The sequence below is a fragment of the Vibrio sp. 1159 genome, from assembly GCF_033340395.1.
Lineage (GTDB): Bacteria > Pseudomonadota > Gammaproteobacteria > Enterobacterales > Vibrionaceae > Vibrio > Vibrio alginolyticus.
In genome coordinates, this window is record NZ_JAWOWL010000018.1 from 36,856 (window position 1) to 59,555 (window position 22,700).

The window sequence follows — 22,700 nt, forward strand, 5'->3', positions numbered from 1 at the left end:
ATTCACGCTGGCTTTTTCTTTTTTACGTTGTTCACAGAAGACGGTTTTTCTGCGGAATAGGCAGAGAATTTTGATATCACCGTTGGTATTAGCGGTGTGTTTCGGTAGAATAATCGTTTGCGCAGCTTGAAATCCTCGTCTCCAAACATTTTGGAGAAGTTAGTGAGCATTCCGCTTTTGAGTGACTTCGCTAGATTTTGAGGATGCATATTTTCAAATTATTAGGTTATTACAATGAGTAAAAAATTCATTATCACTTGGGATGCAATGCAGACTTACTGCCGTGAACTGGCTGAAAAACAAATGCCAGCTGAGCAATGGAAAGGAATTTGGGCGGTAAGCCGCGGCGGTTTGGTTCCTGGCGCTATTTTGGCTCGTGAACTGGGTATTCGTTACGTTGATACAATCTGTATTTCAAGCTACGACCATGATCATCAGCGCGACATGACGGTACTAAAAGCACCTGAAGGTGATGGCGAAGGTTACCTAATCGTTGAAGACCTAGTAGACAGTGGTGATACAGCGCGCAAACTACGTGAGATGTATCCAAAAGCGAAAATGATCGCTGTGTGTGCGAAACCATCAGGCAAAGAGCTGCTGGATGATTACGTTGTAGATATTGCTCAAGACACTTGGATCGAGCAGCCTTGGGATATGTCAATCCAGTATGCTGAGCCAGTAAACCGCAAGCAAAAATAAGCGCGGTTAAAGAATATTGAGAAATGCCCCTTTATAGGGGCATTTTTTTTATTATGATATTAAATCATGCTAATAGCCTAGGGTTCTTCCTATGTCTGAAGACGTCAGTAAAAATCTTTCCGAAACTTTGTTCGTGAAACATAAGCAAGCAAAAGAAACCTCCGCGCTTACCCAGTACATGCCGACCAGTAAAAAAATACTTGATGAACGAGAAGCGCAAGGTGATCGTGCTTGGTATCGTCATTTGCGTCGCTTGCAATGGGCTTGGCAAGGATTGTCTCCGATCGAAATGGAAGGCGTACTGTCTAAAATTGCTTCATCTTCTCACTCGCGAACCAATGATGATTGGTTAGACACTGTAATGGGTTATCACAGTGGTAACTGGACATTTGAGTGGATCAAGCTTGGTATGGATCATCAGAAGCGAGCAAATGAAATGCAAGGAGAAGAGGCAGCGGATGAACTCTTCACTGCTTCTTTGTGTTTTAGTATTGCAGGCTACCCACATTTAAAAAATGACAATTTGGCATCGCAGGCTCAAGTACTGGCAAACAAAGCGTATTCTGACGGCGCAGAAAAAACTAAGTACACCATCAAGCAAATTGAAGTGCCTTACCAAAATCGCAAAATCATCGCGAACCTCCATTTACCAAGAACGGATAAACAGTTGCCTGTGGTCATGGTGAGCGCTGGTTTGGATACTCTACAAACCGACATGTGGCGTTTGTTCCGTAATCGTCTTGCACCGCGAGATATTGCGATGTTAACCGTAGACATGCCTTCAGTAGGGCATAGCTCTCATTGGCCCTTGACCGAGAATTCAAGTTGCCTACATCAAGCGGTATTGAATGAGCTTTACTCGCTACCTTGGGTTGATCATCACAAAGTGGGGTTAGTTGGGTTTCGTTTTGGTGGTAATGCCATGATCAGACTCTCTTTTGTCGAGCAGGAAAAGATCAAAGCTTGTGTCGCTCTAGGCGCACCCGTACATGATATTTTTACTTCCCCTCAGAAGTTACAAAAAATGCCGAAGATGTATTTAGATCTTTTGGCTTCCCGTTTGGGGAAAAATGCGGTTGATATTAATAGCATGGCTGGTCAGATGATGGCGTGGTCATTGAAGGTTCAGGGCTTCCTGAGCAGTCGAAAAACCAAAGTGCCTATTTTGGCTTTGAGTCTTGAAGGCGATCCAGTGTCGCCACACAGTGATAATCAACTTGTTGCTCTATTTAGCCAGTATGGTAGAGCAAAAAAAATCAGTTCCAAAACAATTACAAAAGGATATGAGCAATCCCTCGATTTAGCCATAAAGTGGCTAGAAGATGAATTATTAGGGTGACAATTCTCCTAAATTAGTTAAGAGTGATATATCTGAGCAAAAAATAAGCTCATGATAATTAAAAATAATAATCATTCTTGGGTGTTTACTTTTAACTATGAAAACGGAGATTCATATGTCAGAGACGACTCAGGGCCCGACTCACTTTCGCTTGATGTCAAAGTTGAAGGCGATAGGGCCTTACCTGCGCGAACCACAATCGCAAGAAGGGCGCTATTATTTTGATTGTTTATCTGTATGTGTAGACGACAAAAAATCGCCTGAGAAGCGTGAATTTTGGGGCTGGTGGATGGATTTGGAATCCATCGAGGGAGGCTTTACTGCTAAATATCATATTGGCAAGTACAACAAAGAAGGGCAATGGGTATCTGAAGCCCTTCCCAAAAAAGTGGTAGAGGAAGTGTATCTCACGCAGAGCACATTCCATCAAAAGCTGGTTGATACTTTAGAAGAACACTTCAAATTAGAAGTCGAATATCACACGGAGTCTTTCGATTTCGCTTAATTTGGTTGTTTTCATTTAATACCAAACAAAAAGGTGCGAAAACGCACCTTTTCTCTTGTTAATTCCCTATTTGATTGTTAAAACATCCTCTCTTTATTTGTTTTTCACTTCAGAAGACATCATGACAACGAATCAACAAAATGCAGTTGTTTCACAACCACAAACTGTCGTTGTGAAACTGGGTACAAGTGTGCTGACAGGCGGCACTCTGGCACTCGACCGTGCACACATGGTTGAGTTAGCACGCCAGTGTGCTGAGCTTAAAAAACAAGGCCATTCAATCGTAATGGTTTCGTCTGGTGCGATTGCAGCAGGCCGTGAGCATCTTGGTTACCCCGCATTGCCCAACGAGATGGCGAGTAAGCAGTTACTTGCCGCGGTGGGGCAGAGTCGCTTGATTCAAACATGGGAGTCTTTGTTTGGTATTTATGGTATCAAGATCGGCCAAATGCTACTAACCCGTGCCGATTTAGAAGATCGTGAGCGATTCCTTAACGCGCGTGACACTATTAATGCGCTCGTTGCGAACGATATTGTTCCTATCGTAAACGAAAATGATGCCGTTGCGACTAGCGAGATTAAAGTTGGCGATAACGACAACCTTTCCGCTTTGGTAGGCATTTTATGTGGTGCAGATAAGCTCTTGCTTTTAACGGACCAAAAAGGTCTGTTTACTGCTGACCCTCGTAAAGATCCGAACGCAGAGCTTATCAAGGAAGTAAAAACCATCGACGATACGCTGCGTAAAATCGCAGGTGGAAGCGGTACAACATTGGGTACTGGTGGTATGGCAACGAAGCTGCAAGCCGCAGACATCGCTCGCCGCGCAGGTATAGAGGTTATTATTGCTGCTGGTAGTGCGCCGAATGTTATCTTTGACTCTTTAAGTGCTGAACCTCAGGGCACGCGCTTCCTACCTTGCGCTGAAGCCTTAGAGAACCGTAAACGCTGGATTCTAGCGGGACCTGCGGCATCGGGCGACATCGTTATTGATGATGGTGCAGTCAATGCTGTGGTCGGCAAGGGCAGTAGCCTACTTGCTAAAGGGGTCATCAAAGTTAGTGGTGACTTCGCACGAGGCGAAGTAGCGCGTGTAACAAACGCTCACGGTAAGTTGGTGGCTCGTGGCATCAGCGCCTACTCAAGTGATGACCTAACTAAAATTACGGGTAAGCACAGTAAAGATATCATCTCTATTTTGGGTCATGATTATGGCTCTGAGGTGATTCACCGCGATGATTTGGTCGTCATTCAGGAATAGAATTAGAGGGAAGCAAAGTGGATTTAACGAATATGGGTAAAGCTGCTAAAGATGCAGCTTTCGAATTAGCGACAGCGTCAACTGCGCAAAAAAACCAAGCATTAGCCATCATTGCTGATGAGCTAGAAGCAAACTCTGCTGCTATTTTGGCGGCAAACGCTAAAGACATCGAACTTGGCCGTGAAGCGGGTTTAACCGATGCGCTGCTCGATCGCCTTTTGCTTAACGAAGAACGATTGACTGCAATTGCGAATGATGTTCGCAACGTCATTAGCCTGAACGATCCTGTAGGCAGCGAAATAGACAGTAAGGTACTGGAAAATGGGATGTCACTGTCTCGTCGTCGCGTGCCGCTTGGTGTCGTGGGCGTAATTTATGAAGCGCGTCCAAACGTAACCATTGATATCGCAGCGTTGTGCTTGAAAACCGGCAACGCAAGCATTTTACGTGGTGGCAAAGAGACCTTTTTCTCGAATATGGAATTAGTGAAGGTTATTCAGTCTGCGCTCGCAAAGGCGAACCTTCCTGCCGCTTCTGTGCAGTACATTGAAAAACCAGATCGTGAGCTTGTTTCTCAATTGCTTAAGTTGGACGATTACGTCGACATGATCATTCCACGCGGTGGTGCTGGCCTACACAAAATGTGTAAAGAAAACAGCACGATTCCGGTGATTATTGGTGGCTTTGGTATCAGCCATATCTTTGTCGACGAATCCGCTGATCTAGAGAAATCCCTGAATGTGGTTGAGAACTCTAAAGTTCAACGTCCATCTGCGTGTAACTCATTAGATACGCTGCTCGTGCATGAAAAAATTGCAGCGCAACTCCTACCAATGATCGTAGAGCGCATGAACGATAAAGTGACCTTCGTGACAGAGCCTAAGGCAAAAGCACTGATGGCTCAAGCAACACAAATTCGCGATGCTGTTGAGGGTGACTTTGATACGGAATGGTTGAGCTACACTCTTGGTGTAAAAGTTGTGTCTGATGTGAAAGATGCCATTGATCATATGCGTGTCCATAACGCGAGCCACTCAGATGCGATCATGACCAATAGCTTGGAAAACTCAGAACTGTTCATCAATTCTGTCGGTTCGGCGGCGGTTTATGTGAATGCTTCAACGCGCTTTACAGACGGTGCGCAATTTGGCCTTGGCGCAGAAGTCGCAGTATCTACGCAAAAGCTACATGCACGCGGTCCGATGGGCTTAGAAGAGCTAACTAGCTACAAGTGGGTTGGTAAAGCGAACTACTTAGCACGCAGTTAACACATTCGACGAGATCTTGAGTGAAAAAGGGGCCTTTGCGCCCCTTTTTGTTTTGTCTAACATACCAATTCCGCTACACTACATGAGCTTTTATTTCGGTTTGAAAGCGTTATACCCAAATAGCTTTAATAGAGTCCGTATAACCATGAACGCGTGGTTTCCGTGATTGCTCATGAGGTTATTTTGGTATAGATATGGAGGTGATATGCATTGTCCTTTTTGTTCCGAGAACGATACCAAAGTTATTGATTCCCGCTTAGTGGCTGATGGCCATCAAGTTCGACGTCGCCGTCAGTGCTTGGCGTGTAGCGAGCGTTTCACTACGTTTGAAAGCGCAGAGTTAGTGATGCCTAAAGTAATCAAATCGAATGGCAACCGTGAACCATTTGATGAAGATAAAATGGTTGGCGGTATTCAACGCGCTTTAGAGAAACGCCCAGTGAGTGCCGATTCTATAGAGTTAGCGATCAGTATGATCAAATCACAACTGCGTGCGACGGGTGAGCGAGAGGTTCCGAGTGAAATGATTGGTAATTTAGTCATGGACCAGCTCAAAGAGCTCGATAAGGTGGCTTACATTCGTTTCGCTTCCGTTTACCGCAGCTTTGAAGATATTCGCGAGTTTGGCGAAGAGATTGCCCGCCTAGAAGACTGAGTAGCTCATGACTCAACACACTCCTGAAAGAGCGTTTTCTGATTTAGATTTCGCCATGATGTCACGAGCTATTAAGTTAGCGAAACGTGGCATTTATACCACCGCCCCTAATCCAAATGTAGGGTGTGTCATCGTTCGTGATGAAGAAATTGTCGGTGAAGGCTATCACCATCGTGCTGGTGAGCCGCATGCCGAAGTGCACGCGATGCGCATGGCGGGTGAAAAAGCAGTTGGTGCAACCGCTTATGTGACGCTAGAACCTTGCTCTCATTACGGCCGTACACCGCCATGTGCCGAAGGGCTGATTAAAGCCAAAGTGGCACGTGTGGTTTGCGCCATGGTAGACCCAAACCCGAAAGTTGCAGGTCGCGGCATCCAGATGTTACGTGATGCCGGAATTGAAGTACAAATCGGCTTGTTAGAGCAAGATGCCCTTGCCCTTAACCCTGGTTTTATAAAGTACATGCGTACAGGCATGCCGTTTGTTCAATTAAAAATGGCAGCCAGTTTGGATGGGCAAAGCGCACTCAGTAATGGTCAGAGCCAATGGATCACCTCCCCAGCGGCCCGCCAAGATGTGCAGCGTTATCGAGCGATAAGTGGTGGCATTCTTTCTACTAGCAAAACGGTGATTGATGATAATGCATCACTCAATGTGCGCTGGGATGACTTACCTAATAGTGTTCAAGCGCATTATTTACAAGAAGAGCTTCGTCAACCAGTACGTGTAATCTTAGACCGTCAGAACCATTTAACTGATGCGCTCAAGCTGTTCCATACCGATGGAGAACGAGTTATTGTTCGCTCTGATGGAGACTGTATCCCTCTATTGGACAGCGCTGACCAAATTGACTTATCAACGACATTAAAACGTATCTCGGATGAGCACCATATCAATCACTTATGGGTTGAAGCTGGAGCTACGCTAGCGAGTGCGATGATAAAGGCTAATCTTGTAGATGAGCTCATTGTTTACCTTGCGCCAAAACTCATGGGCAGCGATGGTCGGGGGCTTATAGGTGCTTTAGGGTTAAGCGCTATGGCTGACGTCATAGATTTAAACATTACAGACGTTCGTATGGTTGGGGTAGACATTCGCATCACCGCCACCATAAAACGTAATGAAATTAGATAAGAAATAGTATGTTTACAGGAATAGTAGAAGCAGTTGGCAAGTTAGCTGCGATTACGCCGAAGGGCGAAGACATCACCGTCACGGTTGAAACGGGTACGCTTGATATGTCAGACGTTAAGTTAGGCGATAGCATTGCGACCAATGGTGTTTGCTTAACGGTAGTTGACTTCGGAAGCCACTATTACAGTGCTGATCTGTCATTAGAAACCTTGAAGAAAACTGGGTTTTCTGAATACCAAGTAGGCGATAAGGTGAATCTAGAAAAAGCCATGCTGCCAACAACGCGATTGGGTGGACATATCGTTTCTGGCCATGTCGATGGGGTTGGTGAAATTGTCGAACGCAATTCAGTTGGCCGTGCGATAGAATTTTGGGTTGCAATGCCTGCGGAAATTAGCAAGTACGTTGCAGAGAAAGGCTCGATTACTGTTGATGGTATTAGCCTAACCGTCAACGACTTACGTAAAAATGCTTTTAAGCTGACGATCGTTCCTCATACGAGTGAAGAAACTACGATTGACCAGTTTCAAGTGGGGCGCAAAGTCAACTTGGAAGTTGATGTACTTGCGCGTTATATGGAGCGTTTACTGCAAGGACAACAAGAAGATAAGGCTGAGTCTCGTATCACGATGGACTTTTTACAGCAAAACGGTTTTGCATAAGTCTTGGGAGTGGCTGCGTGAGGCATGCGATAAAGAGCAGACTCACAGAACACCGCGAGATTCATTGACTTGCTTGATGCAAAGCTCAAACTATTGACCTAACTAGCATTCACTGCAACGTAATTTTTCATTGCTGTCGCAATAACAAATTTAGAATAACGGGATAACAGACTATGCCAATCAGTACGCCACAAGAAATTATTGATGATATTCGCGCAGGCAAAATGGTCATCCTAATGGATGATGAAGACCGCGAGAATGAAGGTGACTTGATCATGGCTGCCGAGCATATTACGCCGGAAGCCATCAACTTTATGGCAACCTATGGCCGTGGCCTGATTTGTTTAACCATGACCAAAGATCGTTGCGAAAGTCTAGGTCTGCCACCAATGGTGCAAGACAATAATGCGCAATACACCACCAACTTTACTGTTTCGATTGAGGCAGCAGAAGGGGTAACGACTGGTATTTCAGCCGCAGATCGCGCACGTACCGTTCAAGCAGCAGTCGCGCCAAACGCTAAAGCTGCGGATTTAGTGCAGCCTGGTCACATCTTCCCTCTCGCAGCTCAAGACGGCGGTGTACTGACTCGTGCAGGTCACACTGAAGCTGGCTGTGATTTGGCTCGTCTTGCTGGTTTAGAGCCAGCATCGGTGATTGTTGAGATCTTAAATGACGACGGCACGATGGCTCGTCGCCCAGATCTAGAGATCTTTGCAGAGAAGCACGGTATTAAATTGGGCACTATTGCCGACCTAATTGAGTACCGCAATAACACTGAGACAACGATTGAACGTGTGGCAGAGTGCAAGTTACCGACAGAGTTTGGCGAGTTCACGTTAGTTACGTACAAAGACACCATTGATAATCAAGTGCACTACGCAATGTGCAAGGGCGATTTGAAAGAAAAAGCGCCACTGGTTCGCGTTCATCTTCAAGACGTTTTTACCGACTTACTACGTAGCGATCGTAATGCAGAGCGCAGCTGGACACTAGATAAGGCAATGAAACGCATTGGTGAAGAAGGCGGTGTGCTGGTTGTTCTTGGCCATGAAGAATCGACCGATCTACTTATTCATCGCGTGAAGATGTTCGAAGCGCAAGACAAAGGTGAAGCCCCAACGCTTGCTAAAAAACAAGGCACGTCTCGCCGTGTTGGCGTTGGTTCACAGATTCTTGCGGATCTCGGTGTACATGATATGCGCCTTCTGTCATCGACCAACAAAAAGTACCACGCGTTAGGTGGTTTTGGTCTGAACGTTGTTGAGTACGTCTGCGAGTAACAACCGAACAATAAGTTCCTAGTCTTTGACGTGCTTAACTCGTCAATGGCTAGGAACCGGTGATTTGCCTCCAATTTCCATTAGATATTGCTCACAAATTTGTGCTAGAATCCGGCGATTCTCACTTGATGAACATATTTCACTTATAAATAGAGTTAAAGGAAAGCTTATGAAAGTGATCGAGGGTGGCTTCCCAGCGCCAAATGCAAAAATTGCTATCGTTATTTCTCGTTTCAACAGTTTTATTAACGAAAGCCTACTTTCTGGTGCGATCGATACACTAAAGCGTCACGGACAAGTAAGCGAAGACAACATCACGGTTGTGCGTTGTCCAGGTGCCGTAGAACTACCTCTAGTAGCTCAGCGTGTTGCTAAAACTGGCAAATTCGACGCTATTGTTTCTCTAGGGTCTGTTATTCGCGGTGGAACGCCTCACTTTGACTATGTTTGTAGTGAAATGAACAAAGGTCTAGCACAAGTGTCTATGGAATTCAGCATTCCAGTAGCATTTGGTGTTTTGACTGTTGATACGATCGATCAAGCGATTGAACGCGCAGGAACCAAGGCTGGTAATAAAGGTGCAGAGGCTGCACTAAGCGCACTTGAAATGATTAATGTACTATCTGAAATTGATTCCTAATGGGGGCCAGTGTGAAACCAGCCGCACGTCGTAACGCACGTCAATTCGCTCTACAGGCGATCTACTCATGGCAAATTACTAAAGAGAATGTTGCCAAGATTGAAGAACAGTTTTTGTCTGGCGACAAATACGATGAAGAAGAACTTCATGCATCTGAGCCAGCGCTTGCTGCTCCAGAGACAGACGTAGCTTACTTCCGTGAACTATTAAGCGGTGTTGTACTTAGCCACGCTGAGCTAGATAGCAAAATTCGTCCATACATCTCTCGTCCTATGCAGGATTTAGATATGATGGAACTTGCTCTTCTTCGCCTTGCTATGTACGAGATGACTCGTCGCGAAGATGTTCCTTACAAAGTTGTTATCAATGAAGCGATTGAACTTGCAAAAGTTTTCGCAGCAGAAGATAGCCACAAGTTTGTGAATGGTGTACTTGATAAAGCAGCACCTCACATTCGTAAGAAATAACGATTTCTTCAATGAAAAGGTCAGCACATGCTGACCTTTTTTGTATCAAAAGCTTTTACATCAAAAAGTAAGTGAATTATGTCTGGTGAATTTAATCTGATAGACAAATACTTCGTCGGTCGTCAGAGCCAACGTAAAGATGTCCATCTAGCCGCTGGTGATGATTGCGCTTTGGTCAAAGCGCCAGCTAATGTTCAGATTGCGATTAGCACGGATACATTGGTAGCTGGAACGCATTTCTTAGCCGACGCGAACCCAGCATGGGTCGCACACAAAGCATTGGCTTCTAACATCAGTGATTTGGCGGCGATGGGCGCAACGCCTGCGTGGGTGAGCTTTGCATTAACGATGCCTGAGCCAGATGAAGAATGGCTTGCACCTTTCTGTGATGCATTTTTCGAACTGGCTGATTACTATGGTATTCAGTTAATAGGCGGTGATACCACCAAAGGCCCATTGTGTCTGACACTGACGGTGCAAGGTTTTGTACCTGAAGACAAAGCGCTCACGCGATCCGGCGCCAAGCCTGGGGATTGGGTATACGTAACGGGAAACCTTGGCGATGCAAAAGCTGGCTTGGATGTGATTCTAGATGACTCTCTGCGCAGTAGAGCCGGCGCGGAAGCACTAGAGCGAGCTCATTACCTTAGTTCTCCGCGTGTGCTTGCTGGACAAGCTCTTGTTGGCTTAGCCTCGTCGGCGATAGATATTTCAGATGGTTTAATCTCTGATATTAAGCACATTTTACAGCGATCTCAGGTTGGGGTTAGTATTGATGTCTCTCAGCTACCGATCTCTTCAGAATTAGTCCAGTTTTTAGATGATAAGATCAGCGCGCAGCAGTATGCTTTAGCAAGTGGCGAAGAATACGAGTTGTGTTTTACCGTGCCGGAGCAAAATCGAGGCTCGTTACAAAGCGCTTTATCTCATACTGGCTGTAAGGTCACATGTATTGGTCAAATCCGACCAAATGGAACCTTCGAGCTGCATGATAACAATCAACCACTTGATTGGGACTTAAGTGGCTTCGACCACTTTAAATGATCTGAGCTAAGCTCTAGCCAAGAGCCTGTTACTATTGAGTAACTCGCAGGCATGACGATTGAAACCAAACTAGCAGTATAGGTTTAAGGATATGACCAACCCTCTTTCTCTGATTTCATTAAAGAATCCGTGGCATCTATTGGCGACGGGTTTTGGCAGTGGATTATCCCCGTTTATCCCTGGAACAATGGGCACACTGGCGGCCGTGCCTTTCTTTTTGCTGTTGGCACAATTACCATTTACGGCGTATGTCATTGTTGTTCTGATTTCGTGTGTGATCGGCATTCAAATATGCCAAGTGACGTCTGCAGACATGAAAGTACATGATCATGGTTCAATCGTATGGGATGAGTTTGCGGGCTTTTGGATTACGATGAGCATTGTACCTGCACTGAATATTCCACTCACTGAATGGAAGTGGTTGATCACTGGCTTCATCTTATTTCGTTTTTTCGATATGGTAAAACCTTGGCCAATTGGGTGGCTAGATAAGCGAGTTCACGGTGGGCTGGGTATTATGGTTGATGATATCGTGGCGGGAATTATGGCTGGTGTTGCCCTGTTTCTAGTCGCAAAATACGCTGGCTGGATGAATTAAACCATGAACTAAACACTGGACGTAAAAAAGGGATGCCATGAGCATCCCTTTTTACATGCTATTTTGCTAAATAATCCAAGATGGATTTTTCGATTCCTTTTGCATCGAGACCAAGCTCTTCATGCAGTTCATCTTGTGTTCCCTGATGAATAAACTCATCTGGTAAACCTAGGTTCAACACAGGTTTGATGATTTTATCTTTCATCATGAACTCAACGACACCAGCACCAGCACCACCAGCGATAACATTTTCTTCTAACGTCACGAGCACGTCATGATCTGCGGCTAGTTGACGAATTAATGCCTCATCGAGCGGTTTCACAAAGCGCATATCAGCAACAGTGGCGTTAAGGTATTCTGCCGCTTCTAGCGCGTTGCCCAAGAAAGTACCAAAGTTCAGAATAGCAACTTTTTCACCTTGGCGAACCATGCGTCCTTTACCGATTTCTAACGCCGTAAACTCAGTTTCGATTTCTACGCCCATGCCGCTACCACGAGGGTATCGAACCGCACTCGGGCCAGAATGCTTATGGCCAGTGTAAAGCATTTGTCGGCACTCGTTTTCGTCGCTTGGCGCCATGATCACCATGTTCGGAATACAGCGCATAAAGCTCAAATCGAACGCACCTTGGTGAGTTTGACCATCTGCGCCAACGAGACCTGCGCGGTCGATCGCAAACATCACTGGTAAGTCCATGATCGCGATATCGTGGATCAGCTGGTCATAACCACGTTGCAAGAAAGTCGAATAGATAGCAACGATTGGATGATCGCCCGCAATTGCCATGCCTGTTGCCAGTGTCACTGCGTGCTGCTCAGCAATCGCCACATCAAAGTATTGGTCTGGGTACTCTTTTGAGAAACGCACCATACCTGATCCTTCGCGCATTGCTGGCGTAATTGCCATTAGCTTAGGATCTTGGGCCGCCATGTCACATAAAAAGTCACCGAAGATCTTTGAGTAAGTTGGCTTACCGCCACTGCTCTTCGGTAAGCTATTGTTTGCCGGTGCGAACTTCGGCACTGCATGGTAGCCGATAGGATCTTTCTCGGCAGGCTCATAACCTTTGCCTTTCTTGGTCATGATGTGTAGGAATTGAGGACCTTTGAGCTCACGCATATTTTTCAGCGTTTTGACGAGTTCATTGACGTCGTGCCCATCAACCGGGCCAATGTAATTAAAGCCGAACTCTTCGAACAGAGTACCAGGCACCACCATGCCTTTTAGGTGCTCTTCCGTACGGCGAACCAACTCTTTAATAGGTGGAACACCAGACAGCACTTTCTTACCGCCTTCACGGATAGAAGTGTATAAGCTACCAGAAAGTACCTTTGCAAGGTGGTTATTCAGGGCGCCGACGTTTTCTGAAATCGACATTTCGTTGTCGTTCAAAATCACCAACATATCAGGATGAACGTCGCCAGCGTGGTTCATGGCTTCGAATGCCATGCCTGCTGTAATTGCGCCATCACCAATCACACTGACGATTTTGCGACCTTTACCTTCTTTTTGTGCGCTGATGGCCATGCCAAGACCTGCACTAATCGATGTCGAAGAGTGGCCGACAGATAAGGTGTCATATTCACTTTCTTCACGCCAAGGGAAAGGGTGTAGACCATCCTTTTGGCGAATTGTTGGCATTTTATCGCGACGTCCGGTGAGGATTTTGTGCGGGTAAGCCTGATGACCAACATCCCAGATCAATTTGTCGATAGGGGTGTTGTAAACATAATGCAGAGCGACAGTTAGCTCTACGGTGCCTAAGCCAGACGCTAAGTGTCCGCTAGATTGGCTCACTGAATTTAGCAGATACGTTCGCAGTTCATCACACAGATTTGGTAATGTTTCTTTCGGAAGAAGACGTAATTCTTCCGGTGTATTTGCTAACGCCAGTGTTGGGTACTTTGAAATATCAAGAGTCATATAAATGCGCGCTTATAGTGTTAATTTTTGCGCTCGATGACATATCGGGCGAACTCTTCGAGTAACTGAGTATTGTATGGGATAGCTTCCAATGCTTGAAGTGCTTCCTGTAACAGAGTGTGAGCTTTCTCTATGGCTCCCTCTAAACCCAGCAGGGAAGGATAAGTGCTCTTATTCAGACCTTGGTCGGAACCTTGAGGCTTACCCAGTGTTTCTGTGTCACTGATGATATCAAGAATATCGTCTTGAACCTGAAACGCCAAACCAATTGCTTTTGAGTAGCGCTCCAAGTGAGGTAGAACCTCGATACCTTTCTCACCAGCAGCTAATGCACCTAATTTTACCGCACAATCAATCAGAGCTCCGGTTTTTTTACGGTGTATCTCTTCCATTTCTTCAAGAGAAACTTGGCGATTTTCCGCGCCTAAATCTAAGGCTTGCCCTACACACATGCCGCTGGCACCAGAGGAATGCGCTAAGGCTTTGATCATGTTGATGCGTTGAGCTTCTGCCGCCGGGCTTAATTGACCATCAGCAATAATAGTGAAGGCAAGGGTTTGTAGTGCATCACCTGTCAGTATTGCGGTTGCTTCATCAAACTTAATATGACAAGTTGGTTGACCTCGACGCAGTTCATCATCGTCCATGGCTGGCAGATCATCATGAATGAGTGAGTAGGCATGTATACATTCGATAGCAGCGGCGGGGGTGTCTAAGTCTTCAGGTTTACAGCCGAGCATTTGACCTGTGATGTAAACAAGAAAAGGGCGAACGCGTTTCCCACCTAGCAAAAGGCCGTATTTCATTGCTTGAATCAATGGCTGCTCTTGATATGGAAGCTGATCGAGCCACAAATTCAATTGCTGATTGTTTCTTTGTTGAAAAGACGTCAATGTCTGTTGCATCACATTGCTCACTACTGATTGTTATTCTGAATCTGGTTTGAAGTCACTCAGTGGTGCTTCATCATCTTCACTAAGAAGAATGCTCACGCGCTGTTCGGCGTCGCTTAATTTAGTTTGGCCTGCACGAGCTAAGGCAATGCCTCGTTCAAACTTACGCAGGGCATCATCTAGAGCAAGATCGCCATTTTCTAATTGATCAACCAAGCTATCAAGCTCTTCAATGGTTGCTTCAAAGGTCATGTTTTCTGGTTTCTTGACCGCCATCTTTTTTCTGCCTTAATCAAGCCTCGGGTAAGATGCACGAAAGTTACCTTAGCCTAGTAACTTGGTCAAATTTAACCTTATATAATTGTCACAAAATTAGCGTTCAACGAGTCTAAGCGATGAAACCCCATATTTTGGTTGAGGTTGTTAAGTGTAATTTGTGATCCATTAGCTAAGATTTTTCTAAAAATTCTGCGCGAGTTGTCGATACAGGTAATAATCCGCCCAATGGCAGTATTTGAGTATAGCGTGAGGAGTGCTTTGTGGATTTAGCAACCCTATTAGGTTTGATTGGTGGTTTTGCATTCGTCATTATGGCGATGGTGCTTGGTGGCAGCATCGGCATGTTTGTCGATGTCACGTCGATCCTTATTGTCGTTGGTGGCTCAATATTCGTCGTGTTGATGAAGTTCACAATGGGACAGTTTTTTGGTGCGACAAAGATTGCTGGCAAAGCCTTCATGTTTAAAGCGGATGAACCCGAAGACCTGATCGCAAAAATTGTGGAAATGGCCGATGCGGCGCGTAAAGGTGGTTTTCTTGCTCTTGAAGAGATGGAAATAAACAACACATTCATGCAGAAAGGCATTGATCTACTGGTTGATGGCCATGATGCCGACGTTGTGAGAGCGGCACTCAAAAAAGACATCGCGCTTACGGATGAACGACATACGCAAGGTACTGGTGTATTTCGCGCCTTTGGCGACGTTGCTCCTGCGATGGGAATGATTGGCACCTTGGTTGGTCTTGTTGCGATGCTTTCAAACATGGATGACCCTAAAGCGATTGGACCAGCAATGGCCGTTGCACTCTTGACCACATTGTATGGCGCGATCCTGTCCAATATGGTGTTTTTCCCTATTGCGGATAAACTTTCTCTTCGCCGTGACCAAGAAACGCTAAATCGCCGTTTGATCATGGATGGCGTATTAGCGATTCAAGATGGCCAAAACCCGCGAGTGATCGATAGTTACTTGAAGAACTACCTCAATGAAGGTAAACGTGCCCTTGAGATTGACGAGTAACTTGGAGAGTCGTGATGGATGATGAAGATAACAAATGCGATTGTCCGCCACCTGGCCTCCCGTTATGGATGGGGACATTCGCAGATTTGATGTCGCTGCTGATGTGTTTCTTTGTTCTTCTGCTCTCGTTTTCTGAGATGGATGTACTGAAGTTCAAACAAATTGCAGGATCAATGAAATTTGCCTTCGGTGTGCAAAATCAGCTTGAAGTGAAAGACATTCCCAAAGGCACTAGCATTATTGCCCAAGAGTTTCGACCGGGTCGGCCGGAACCAACTCCGATTGATGTTATCATGCAGCAAACCATGGACATCACTCAGCAGACGCTTGAATTCCATGAAGGAGAGTCTGATCGAGCTGGAGGCACAAAACGTGATGAAGGCAAGTTAACGGGTGGGCAATCGCCAGAAACGTCAACTCAAAACAATGAGTCTGCCGAAGCGGACATGCAACAACAGCAATCTAAAGATATGTCGCAAGAGATGGAAACCTTGATGGAAAGCATCAAGAAAGCCTTAGAACGAGAGATTGAACAAGGCGCCATTGAAGTTGAAAACCTCGGTCAGCAGATTGTTATACGTATGCGTGAAAAAGGTGCATTCCCAGAAGGTTCGGCCTTCTTGCAGCCTAAGTTTCGCCCTTTAGTTCGTCAGATTGCAGAGCTAGTAAAAGATGTGCCAGGCATTGTTCGAGTATCTGGCCATACAGACAATCGACCGCTAGATTCGGAGCTTTATCGTTCTAACTGGGATCTCTCTTCTCAGCGCGCAGTATCAGTCGCGCAAGAGATGGAGAAAGTGAGAGGCTTCTCTCATCAACGTTTAAGAGTACGAGGCATGGCGGATACTGAGCCCTTGTTACCGAATGATTCTGATGACAATCGCGCACTTAACCGACGGGTTGAAATCAGCATTATGCAAGGCGAGCCTCTCTACAGCGAAGAAGTGCCGGTAATTCAATAACTAGGCTTTAGTTTTAAGTCAGTAAAGAGATAAGAAAGCGAGCAGATTGCTCGCTTTTTTTGTTTTTCCAATCCGCTTGGGTGTATAATCTTGCGCCTTAAAAGTGAGCTCAGACTACTTTTTGTGACTGAAACGCGGTTTTACTGCGTATGAAGTATTGAAGTTGAGTGTCACTCTTTGTTGATTGCGAAACTAACCTGCGAATTAGACTATGAAATTTATTGTAAAGCCCCATCCAGAAATTTTTGTAAAAAGTGAATCTGTGCGTAAGCGCTTCACAAAGATTTTAGAGTGCAACATTCGTAACATCATTAAGAGCCGCACGGAGTCTGTCGCGGTATTTAACCGTCGTGATCACATTGAAGTGACCTCTGAGAGTAACGAATTCCACGCTGAAGTTCTTGAGGTTTTGACTCATACACCAGGCATTCACCACGTACTGGAAGTGAAGCAAACTGAATTTAAAGACTTGCACGATATCTTCGAGCAAGTGCTAGAACTCAACCGTGCTGCACTCGAAAATAAAACCTTTGTTGTACGTGCGAAGCGTCGTGGCAAGCATGACTTTACCTCTATTGAACTAGAGCGTTATGTAGGCGGTGGTTTAAATCAAGCGATTGAAAGCGCTAGTGTTAAGCTACGAAACCCAGACGTGACGATCAAGGTAGAAGTCTCGAACGACAAGCTAAACCAAGTGTTGTCTCGTCATAAAGGCCTAGGTGGTTTCCCTCTGGGTACGCAAGAAGACGTGTTAAGCCTGATCTCGGGTGGTTTCGACTCTGGTGTTTCAAGCTATCTTCATATCAAGCGTGGTTCAAAAGTACATTACTGCTTCTTTAACTTAGGTGGTCCAGCACACGAAATCGGCGTTAAGCAGGTTTCTCACTACCTATGGAACAAATACGGTTCTTCAGCAAAAGTACGTTTTATCTCAGTTGATTTCGAACCTGTGGTTGCGGAAATCCTAGAGAAAGTCGATGACGGCCAAATGGGCGTGATCTTGAAGCGTATGTTTATGCGTGCAGCAGGCATGATCGCTCAGAAGATGAAGATCGAAGCATTGGTAACAGGTGAAGCGCTAGGTCAAGTATCGAGCCAAACGCTAACCAATCTACGCCATATCGACAACGTAACTGACACGCTGATTCTGCGTCCACTTATCAACTGGGATAAAGAAGACATCATCAATCTAGCACGTGAAATCGGCACAGAAGATTTCGCAAAGACAATGCCAGAATACTGTGGTGTTATCTCTAAGAAGCCAACCGTGAAAGCGGTGAAAGGCAAGCTAGAAGCTGAAGAAGAGAAATTCGACTTTAGTATCCTTGAGCAAGTGGTTCAAGAAGCTCGCATGATGGACATTCGTGATATCGCGAAAGAGTCTGAGCAAGCCGCACCAGAAGTAGAGCAAGTTCAAGCGGTAGAAGAGCACGCGGTTGTGCTAGATATTCGTAGTCCTGAAGAGGAAGACGATAACCCACTTGAAATCGAAGGTGTGGATGTGAAACATATCCCTTTCTACAAGCTGGGTACACAGTTTGGTGACTTAGACCAGTCTAAGACATACTTACTTTACTGTGACCGCGGTGTGATGAGCCGTCTGCAAGCGCTTTACTTGCAAGAGCAAGGCTTCAGCAACGTAAAAGTTTACCGTCCATAGCTGACTGATAAAATACGTTAAAAGGCGCAAATTGAGACATCAATTTGCGCCTTTTTTGTTTTTGATCGCGTTACAGACAACCATTACTTAGCATAATGTTGAGGCTTATCGCAAAGCCATACACTTTGTGTTGATATAACGATAATTAATCCGAAAGAAGAGTAATAAAGTGATATTGCTGCCAGATATGCGGATGAGATTTTTGATAGATAAAAAAACACCGCCTAATTTAGGCGGTGTAACAAATTTGACAGACAGGTCAAAAATAAATACAGGAAGTATATGTTTTGTCACAGGGAGTGTGGACAAAACATTATGGTAGAAATCTACCTAACTCGAAATACGAGTTTGCAAACACAACATCGCAACAACGAAGCCAATTGATTTCCAAAGAAATCAAGCCGTTCAGGCCCGTGTTGCGGGGTGAAATATAGAATTTATCTGGCTGTTCGACAACGGACATTTTATAATGTTTCAGATTAAAAAAACTAATCCTATTAGAGGTCCCATATGTCTCGCAGATTGCCTCCATTAAATTCGCTTCGAGTCTTCGAAGCGGCTGCTCGTCATCTCAGTTTTACACGAGCAGCAGAAGAGTTATTTGTTACTCAAGCCGCGGTCAGTCACCAGATTAAAGCGCTTGAAGAGTTCTTATCATTGAAGCTCTTCCGTCGACGTAATCGTTCTTTGTTGTTAACAGAAGAAGGCCAAAGTTACTTTCTCGATATCAAAGATATTTTCACCTCGATTGCGGAAGCGACAGATAAGGTGTTGGAACGTAGCGAAAAAGGGGCATTGACGATTAGCCTACCGCCGAGTTTTGCTATCCAATGGCTTGTACCTCGTTTGGCCGATTTTAATGCTCAAGAGCCCGATATCGATGTTCGTATTAAAGCCGTAGATATGGATGAAGGCTCACTGACTGATGATGTTGATGTGGCGATCTACTATGGCCGTGGGAACTGGCCAGGTTTGCGAGCAGATAAATTGTACCAAGAGTTTTTGATCCCACTTTGTTCACCTTCATTACTTTTGGGTAACAAACCATTAGAATCTTTAAGTGACCTCAAATTACATACTTTGTTACACGATACTTCGCGTAAAGACTGGAAGCAGTTTGCTCGTCATTACAACATTGAAGGCATCAACGTAAACCACGGTCCTATTTTTAGTCACTCAACGATGGTGCTACAGGCTGCTGCGCACGGTCAGGGGGTCGCGCTCGGTAACAACGTACTCGCCAAACCTGAAATGGAAGCCGGGCGACTCATTGCACCATTCGACGAGGTGTTGATATCTAAGAATGCATTCTATGTGGTGTGTCATGAACAGCAGGCAGATATGGGCCGAATCGCAACGTTTAGAGATTGGATGTTAGCAACCGCGAGAAAAGAACAAGAGGAAGTATTGGATGAATCACTGGATAGCTGAGGGACCTGAAAACGGACCGCTGTTTATTTTCGCTCACGGCGCAGGTGCGGGGATGGAGCATGACTTCATGACAGCGGTCGCCAAAGGATTAGTGGAGCAAGGTATTCGTGTAGTGCGTTTTAATTTCCCTTACATGGTGAAACGTTCGGAAGATGGCAAAAAGCGTCCGCCCGATCGCGCGCCAAAGTTGCTCGAAGCATACAGCGAAGTGATCGCTCACTTTACTTCTTCTCCCGTGGTTATTGGTGGTAAGTCAATGGGCGGTCGTATGTCGAGCTTGTTGGCTGAAAATGAGCTGGTGGCGGGCATTGCCTGTTTAGGGTTTCCATTTCACCCGCCAGGAAAGCCAGAGAAATACAAAGGCGAGCACTTAGCAACCATTGAGAAACCTACGCTGATTCTTCAAGGGGAACGAGACACCTTTGGTAAGCGTGAGGAATTCGATGATTTCGTCCTTTCGTCACAAGTAACGGTGAGCTTTTTACCTGATGGTGACCACAGCTTCAAACCGCGCAAGATCTCAGGTCATACTGAAGTAGGTAACATTACACTCGCGATAGAGCAGTTAGCGGCGTTTATAAAAGAGGTGTACAGTGAAAAGTAAGTGGTTACTCTCATTCTCTGGATTGTCTGGGCTGCTTTCGGTCGCTCTTGGAGCATTTGCTGCTCATGGGCTAAAAGCGACACTGGCCCCTTATTTGCTCGGTGTATTTGAGACCGGAGTTCTGTATCAATTTATTCACACGTTGGCGATTGTGTTTTGTGCCATTCTGCTTCTGCTCAATTTGGGACAAAAAGCACAAAAATATTTTTTCATTGCGGCGATTTGCTTTATTATCGGCATCTTTTGTTTTAGCGGCAGTCTTTACGCGCTGGCGCTGACGGGCATTAAGTGGTTTGGGCCAATTACTCCTGTGGGAGGATTACTGTTCATGATTGGTTGGTGTCTGTTCTTTTTTGCTGCGTTCAATATCAAAGAGGTCTCCAAGTGAAACAACTAATGCTCTATTGCCGTTCTGGCTTTGAGAAAGAGTGTGCTGGTGAAATTCAGGACAAAGCGACACAGTTGGAAGTGTATGGCTTCCCTCGTGTGAAGAGAAACTCAGGTTATGTTGTCTTCGAGTGTTACCAAGATGGAGATGCCGACAAACTTGCGAGAGGTTTAGACTTTAAGTCTTTAATTTTTGCTCGACAAATGTTTGCGGTAGCAGCTGAGTTTCAATCGTTGCCAAGTGATGACCGCATTAGTCCAATTTTGAATGAACTAGCAGACATTGAAGCATTCCCTCGTTGTGGTGATTTGAGAATTGAAACGCCAGATACAAATGAAGCGAAAGAGCTACTGAAATTCTGCCGTAAGTTTACCGTCCCAATGCGTCAAGCGTTGCGCGGCAAAGGCTTAATGCTGAACAAAGATAACGCGAAAAAACCAGTACTGCACATTTGCTTTGTTGAGCCTGGCCACTGTTACGTTGGTTACTCTTACACTGACAACAACTCACAGTTCTTCATGGGTATCCCTCGCCTTAAATTCCCAGCAGACGCTCCAAGTCGTTCAACACTTAAACTGGAAGAAGCATTTCATGTCTTTATTCCACGTGAAGAGTGGGATGAGCGTTTGGCACCAGGTATGTGGGGTGTGGATTTAGGTGCATGTCCAGGCGGTTGGACGTACCAATTAGTGAAGCGCTCAATGTTCGTTCACTGCGTTGATAACGGCATGATGGCAGACAGTTTGATGGAAACTGGCCAGATCAAACACCATATGGTGGATGGCTTTAAGTTCGAACCAGACCGCAAGAACGTAACATGGATTGTTTGTGACATGGTGGAAAAGCCAGCTCGTGTTGCTCACCTGATGGGACAGTGGCTGTTAAAAGGTTGGGCAAAAGAGGCCATCTTTAACCTTAAGCTGCCAATGAAAGGGCGTTATGACGAAGTGCTGCAAGACCTTGAAAATCTGAAGCAGTTCCTCATTGATAATAAGGTAAAGTTCAAGCTACAAGCTAAACATTTGTATCATGATCGTGAAGAGATCACGATTCATATCCAATGTCTGTCGAATATTTCACCTTACTAACTTTATTCCCTGAGTCTTTTGGGGATAGTGATTAGAATAGAAAAAGCGCCTTCAAATGGCGCTTTTTTAATATCTGAGGGTTTCATGGTGTGAAACTACCATCGGGCACTACTCCGCTTTGTTTGGCCCTAAAAAGCGAATATCTTGCAAGTTAAAGCCTAGTTCGATATCGCACTTTAAAGCGGCGACGCGTTTACATAAACGAGCAGATTCAATGTGCTCATCCAATTTTTTACGGTATTTCGGTACGAGATCTTCACTAGCGTAGGCTGCTTCAATACTCTCAAACTGAGTGAGAATCTCTTTCGCTGCTTTCGGGCCAATTCCAGGTACGCCCGGAACCTGGCTAGAGCTTATCCCTGTTAATCCCCAGTAATCCGCTAGTTGACTTGGTTTTACGCCGAACTCTTTTTCGAGAAATGGTTCATCTAACCAACGGTGTTGGAAATAATCACGGATTTGTAGGGTAGGGGAAAGTAGCTGGCAGTAACCTTTGTCTGTGGAAACGATGGTGACTTTTTCACCATGGCTGGCCACTTTCGTTGCGAGTGTAGCAACCAAATCATCTGCTTCATCGCCTTCAGACAGCAATGAATCAATACCTTGCTCCCACCACGCTTGTTGAATCGCATCTAACCCTTGCAGTAGTGGCTGAGGCATTGGTTTTCGGTTTTGCTTATAGTCAGGGAGAATTTCAGCGCGCCAACCTCTGTCTTGTTCGTGGTGATCAAAAACCGCGATGATGTGTGTCGGGTTGGCCTCTGACAGAATGCGAGTGAGGGTTCTTTGCGTTGTGGTTATGGTTCTTGCTATGTCGGTTGGATCTGGTTGTGCTGAGTGCACTCGGCGGATCAGGTTTAGGGCATCAATGATAACAAGATGAATAGACATAA

General features: G+C 45.4%; 24 protein-coding genes. 20 read left to right on the forward strand and 4 right to left on the reverse strand.

Annotation, left to right across the window (positions count from 1 at the left end; genetic code table 11):
- Positions 1–234 precede the first annotated feature (234 nt).
- From tet(34) to pgpA, 13 genes are all read left to right on the forward strand, one after another.
- Positions 235–699 (forward strand): oxytetracycline resistance phosphoribosyltransferase domain-containing protein Tet(34), encoded by a 465-nt coding sequence (gene tet(34), locus R7127_RS14945; RefSeq protein WP_005381590.1) that lies wholly within the window; start codon positions 235–237, stop codon positions 697–699.
- A gap of 91 nt (positions 700–790) precedes the next feature.
- Positions 791–2,038, forward strand: coding sequence for an esterase FrsA (gene frsA / locus R7127_RS14950; protein WP_005381586.1), 1,248 nt, complete (start codon positions 791–793; stop codon positions 2,036–2,038).
- Positions 2,039–2,153: 115 nt separating this feature from the next.
- Positions 2,154–2,543 (forward strand): sigma factor-binding protein Crl, encoded by a 390-nt coding sequence (gene crl / locus R7127_RS14955; RefSeq protein WP_005381584.1) that lies wholly within the window; start codon positions 2,154–2,156, stop codon positions 2,541–2,543.
- 121 nt (positions 2,544–2,664) lie between these two features.
- Entirely contained in the window at positions 2,665–3,804 is a 1,140-nt protein-coding gene (gene proB / locus R7127_RS14960) for a glutamate 5-kinase (RefSeq protein ID WP_005383771.1), read from the forward strand.
- Between the two features lie 17 nt (positions 3,805–3,821).
- Positions 3,822–5,072 (forward strand): glutamate-5-semialdehyde dehydrogenase, encoded by a 1,251-nt coding sequence (locus tag R7127_RS14965; RefSeq protein WP_031780851.1) that lies wholly within the window; start codon positions 3,822–3,824, stop codon positions 5,070–5,072.
- A 205-nt stretch (positions 5,073–5,277) separates the two neighbouring features.
- Positions 5,278–5,727 carry a transcriptional regulator NrdR gene (gene nrdR / locus R7127_RS14970; RefSeq protein WP_005381578.1) on the forward strand — a complete coding sequence of 150 codons (450 nt, stop codon included), beginning with the start codon at positions 5,278–5,280 and terminating at the stop codon, positions 5,725–5,727.
- Between the two features lie 7 nt (positions 5,728–5,734).
- The gene (ribD, locus tag R7127_RS14975; protein WP_053306529.1) at positions 5,735–6,862 is read left to right on the forward strand and encodes a bifunctional diaminohydroxyphosphoribosylaminopyrimidine deaminase/5-amino-6-(5-phosphoribosylamino)uracil reductase RibD; all 1,128 of its coding nucleotides are present in this window, start codon (positions 5,735–5,737) and stop codon (positions 6,860–6,862) included.
- Between the two features lie 8 nt (positions 6,863–6,870).
- A complete protein-coding gene (locus R7127_RS14980) occupies positions 6,871–7,524 on the forward strand; it encodes a riboflavin synthase (RefSeq protein WP_053306528.1) in 654 nt (217 codons plus the stop codon).
- 173 nt (positions 7,525–7,697) lie between these two features.
- On the forward strand, positions 7,698–8,807 hold the full coding sequence (gene ribBA, locus R7127_RS14985) for a bifunctional 3,4-dihydroxy-2-butanone-4-phosphate synthase/GTP cyclohydrolase II (protein WP_005381573.1): 1,110 nt from the start codon (positions 7,698–7,700) through the stop codon (positions 8,805–8,807).
- 169 nt (positions 8,808–8,976) lie between these two features.
- Positions 8,977–9,447, forward strand: coding sequence for a 6,7-dimethyl-8-ribityllumazine synthase (gene ribE / locus R7127_RS14990; RefSeq protein ID WP_005381572.1), 471 nt, complete (start codon positions 8,977–8,979; stop codon positions 9,445–9,447).
- Positions 9,447–9,914, forward strand: coding sequence for a transcription antitermination factor NusB (gene nusB, locus R7127_RS14995; protein WP_005381571.1), 468 nt, complete (start codon positions 9,447–9,449; stop codon positions 9,912–9,914). The genes ribE and nusB overlap by 1 nt, the downstream gene beginning before the upstream one ends.
- Positions 9,915–9,992: 78 nt before the next feature.
- Entirely contained in the window at positions 9,993–10,958 is a 966-nt protein-coding gene (thiL, locus tag R7127_RS15000; protein WP_005381570.1) for a thiamine-phosphate kinase, read from the forward strand.
- Positions 10,959–11,049: 91 nt separating this feature from the next.
- A complete protein-coding gene (pgpA, locus tag R7127_RS15005) occupies positions 11,050–11,556 on the forward strand; it encodes a phosphatidylglycerophosphatase A (RefSeq protein ID WP_005381569.1) in 507 nt (168 codons plus the stop codon).
- A gap of 58 nt (positions 11,557–11,614) precedes the next feature.
- Here pgpA and dxs read toward each other — a convergent pair whose 3' ends face one another.
- From dxs to xseB, 3 genes are read right to left on the reverse strand one after another with little or no spacing between them, the layout of a single operon-like run.
- The gene (gene dxs, locus R7127_RS15010; RefSeq protein WP_167415051.1) at positions 11,615–13,480 is read right to left on the reverse strand and encodes a 1-deoxy-D-xylulose-5-phosphate synthase; all 1,866 of its coding nucleotides are present in this window, start codon (positions 13,478–13,480) and stop codon (positions 11,615–11,617) included.
- A gap of 20 nt (positions 13,481–13,500) precedes the next feature.
- The gene (ispA, locus tag R7127_RS15015; RefSeq protein WP_005383621.1) at positions 13,501–14,385 is read right to left on the reverse strand and encodes a (2E,6E)-farnesyl diphosphate synthase; all 885 of its coding nucleotides are present in this window, start codon (positions 14,383–14,385) and stop codon (positions 13,501–13,503) included.
- A 21-nt stretch (positions 14,386–14,406) separates the two neighbouring features.
- Positions 14,407–14,649, reverse strand: a complete 243-nt coding sequence (gene xseB, locus R7127_RS15020) for an exodeoxyribonuclease VII small subunit (RefSeq protein WP_005381566.1) — start codon at positions 14,647–14,649, stop codon at positions 14,407–14,409.
- A 263-nt stretch (positions 14,650–14,912) separates the two neighbouring features.
- Between xseB and pomA the strand changes: the two genes are divergently transcribed.
- The 7 genes from pomA to rlmM all read left to right on the forward strand — a co-directional run bounded on the left by pomA (position 14,913) and on the right by rlmM (position 21,807).
- Positions 14,913–15,674, forward strand: coding sequence for a flagellar motor protein PomA (gene pomA, locus R7127_RS15025; RefSeq protein ID WP_005381564.1), 762 nt, complete (start codon positions 14,913–14,915; stop codon positions 15,672–15,674).
- Between the two features lie 14 nt (positions 15,675–15,688).
- Positions 15,689–16,636, forward strand: a complete 948-nt coding sequence (locus R7127_RS15030; RefSeq protein WP_172563358.1) for a flagellar motor protein MotB — start codon at positions 15,689–15,691, stop codon at positions 16,634–16,636.
- 211 nt (positions 16,637–16,847) lie between these two features.
- A complete protein-coding gene (gene thiI / locus R7127_RS15035) occupies positions 16,848–18,296 on the forward strand; it encodes a tRNA uracil 4-sulfurtransferase ThiI (protein ID WP_005383617.1) in 1,449 nt (482 codons plus the stop codon).
- A gap of 510 nt (positions 18,297–18,806) precedes the next feature.
- Positions 18,807–19,727, forward strand: coding sequence for a transcriptional regulator GcvA (locus R7127_RS15040; RefSeq protein WP_005383616.1), 921 nt, complete (start codon positions 18,807–18,809; stop codon positions 19,725–19,727).
- Positions 19,708–20,331, forward strand: a complete 624-nt coding sequence (locus tag R7127_RS15045; protein WP_017820609.1) for an alpha/beta fold hydrolase — start codon at positions 19,708–19,710, stop codon at positions 20,329–20,331. Before R7127_RS15040 ends, R7127_RS15045 begins: the two co-directional genes overlap by 20 nt.
- Complete coding sequence (locus R7127_RS15050; RefSeq protein WP_047010151.1) at positions 20,321–20,719, forward strand: DUF423 domain-containing protein; 399 nt, start codon at positions 20,321–20,323, stop codon at positions 20,717–20,719. Before R7127_RS15045 ends, R7127_RS15050 begins: the two co-directional genes overlap by 11 nt.
- Positions 20,716–21,807 carry a 23S rRNA (cytidine(2498)-2'-O)-methyltransferase RlmM gene (rlmM, locus tag R7127_RS15055; RefSeq protein ID WP_017820611.1) on the forward strand — a complete coding sequence of 364 codons (1,092 nt, stop codon included), beginning with the start codon at positions 20,716–20,718 and terminating at the stop codon, positions 21,805–21,807. Before R7127_RS15050 ends, rlmM begins: the two co-directional genes overlap by 4 nt.
- Before the next feature lie 108 nt (positions 21,808–21,915).
- On the opposite strand, the gene xni is transcribed toward rlmM, so the two are convergent.
- Complete coding sequence (gene xni, locus R7127_RS15060; protein ID WP_053306525.1) at positions 21,916–22,698, reverse strand: flap endonuclease Xni; 783 nt, start codon at positions 22,696–22,698, stop codon at positions 21,916–21,918.
- Positions 22,699–22,700 lie beyond the last annotated feature (2 nt).

Bases quoted from the DNA above. Each gene is read 5' to 3' on its own strand.
- pgpA (WP_005381569.1), top strand. From the start codon at position 11,050: ATGACCAACCCTCTTTCTCTGATTTCATTAAAGAATCCGTGGCATCTA.
- R7127_RS15045 (WP_017820609.1), top strand. From the start codon at position 19,708: ATGAATCACTGGATAGCTGAGGGACCTGAAAACGGACCGCTGTTTATT.
- nrdR (WP_005381578.1), top strand. From the start codon at position 5,278: ATGCATTGTCCTTTTTGTTCCGAGAACGATACCAAAGTTATTGATTCC.
- frsA (WP_005381586.1), top strand. From the start codon at position 791: ATGTCTGAAGACGTCAGTAAAAATCTTTCCGAAACTTTGTTCGTGAAA.
- ispA (WP_005383621.1), bottom strand. From the start codon at position 14,385: ATGCAACAGACATTGACGTCTTTTCAACAAAGAAACAATCAGCAATTG.
- xseB (WP_005381566.1), bottom strand. From the start codon at position 14,649: ATGGCGGTCAAGAAACCAGAAAACATGACCTTTGAAGCAACCATTGAA.
- dxs (WP_167415051.1), bottom strand. From the start codon at position 13,480: ATGACTCTTGATATTTCAAAGTACCCAACACTGGCGTTAGCAAATACA.
- thiI (WP_005383617.1), top strand. From the start codon at position 16,848: ATGAAATTTATTGTAAAGCCCCATCCAGAAATTTTTGTAAAAAGTGAA.
- R7127_RS15040 (WP_005383616.1), top strand. From the start codon at position 18,807: ATGTCTCGCAGATTGCCTCCATTAAATTCGCTTCGAGTCTTCGAAGCG.
- crl (WP_005381584.1), top strand. From the start codon at position 2,154: ATGTCAGAGACGACTCAGGGCCCGACTCACTTTCGCTTGATGTCAAAG.
- thiL (WP_005381570.1), top strand. From the start codon at position 9,993: ATGTCTGGTGAATTTAATCTGATAGACAAATACTTCGTCGGTCGTCAG.
- R7127_RS15030 (WP_172563358.1), top strand. From the start codon at position 15,689: ATGGATGATGAAGATAACAAATGCGATTGTCCGCCACCTGGCCTCCCG.
- ribE (WP_005381572.1), top strand. From the start codon at position 8,977: ATGAAAGTGATCGAGGGTGGCTTCCCAGCGCCAAATGCAAAAATTGCT.
- R7127_RS14980 (WP_053306528.1), top strand. From the start codon at position 6,871: ATGTTTACAGGAATAGTAGAAGCAGTTGGCAAGTTAGCTGCGATTACG.
- ribBA (WP_005381573.1), top strand. From the start codon at position 7,698: ATGCCAATCAGTACGCCACAAGAAATTATTGATGATATTCGCGCAGGC.
- ribD (WP_053306529.1), top strand. From the start codon at position 5,735: ATGACTCAACACACTCCTGAAAGAGCGTTTTCTGATTTAGATTTCGCC.
- proB (WP_005383771.1), top strand. From the start codon at position 2,665: ATGACAACGAATCAACAAAATGCAGTTGTTTCACAACCACAAACTGTC.
- nusB (WP_005381571.1), top strand. From the start codon at position 9,447: ATGGGGGCCAGTGTGAAACCAGCCGCACGTCGTAACGCACGTCAATTC.
- xni (WP_053306525.1), bottom strand. From the start codon at position 22,698: ATGTCTATTCATCTTGTTATCATTGATGCCCTAAACCTGATCCGCCGA.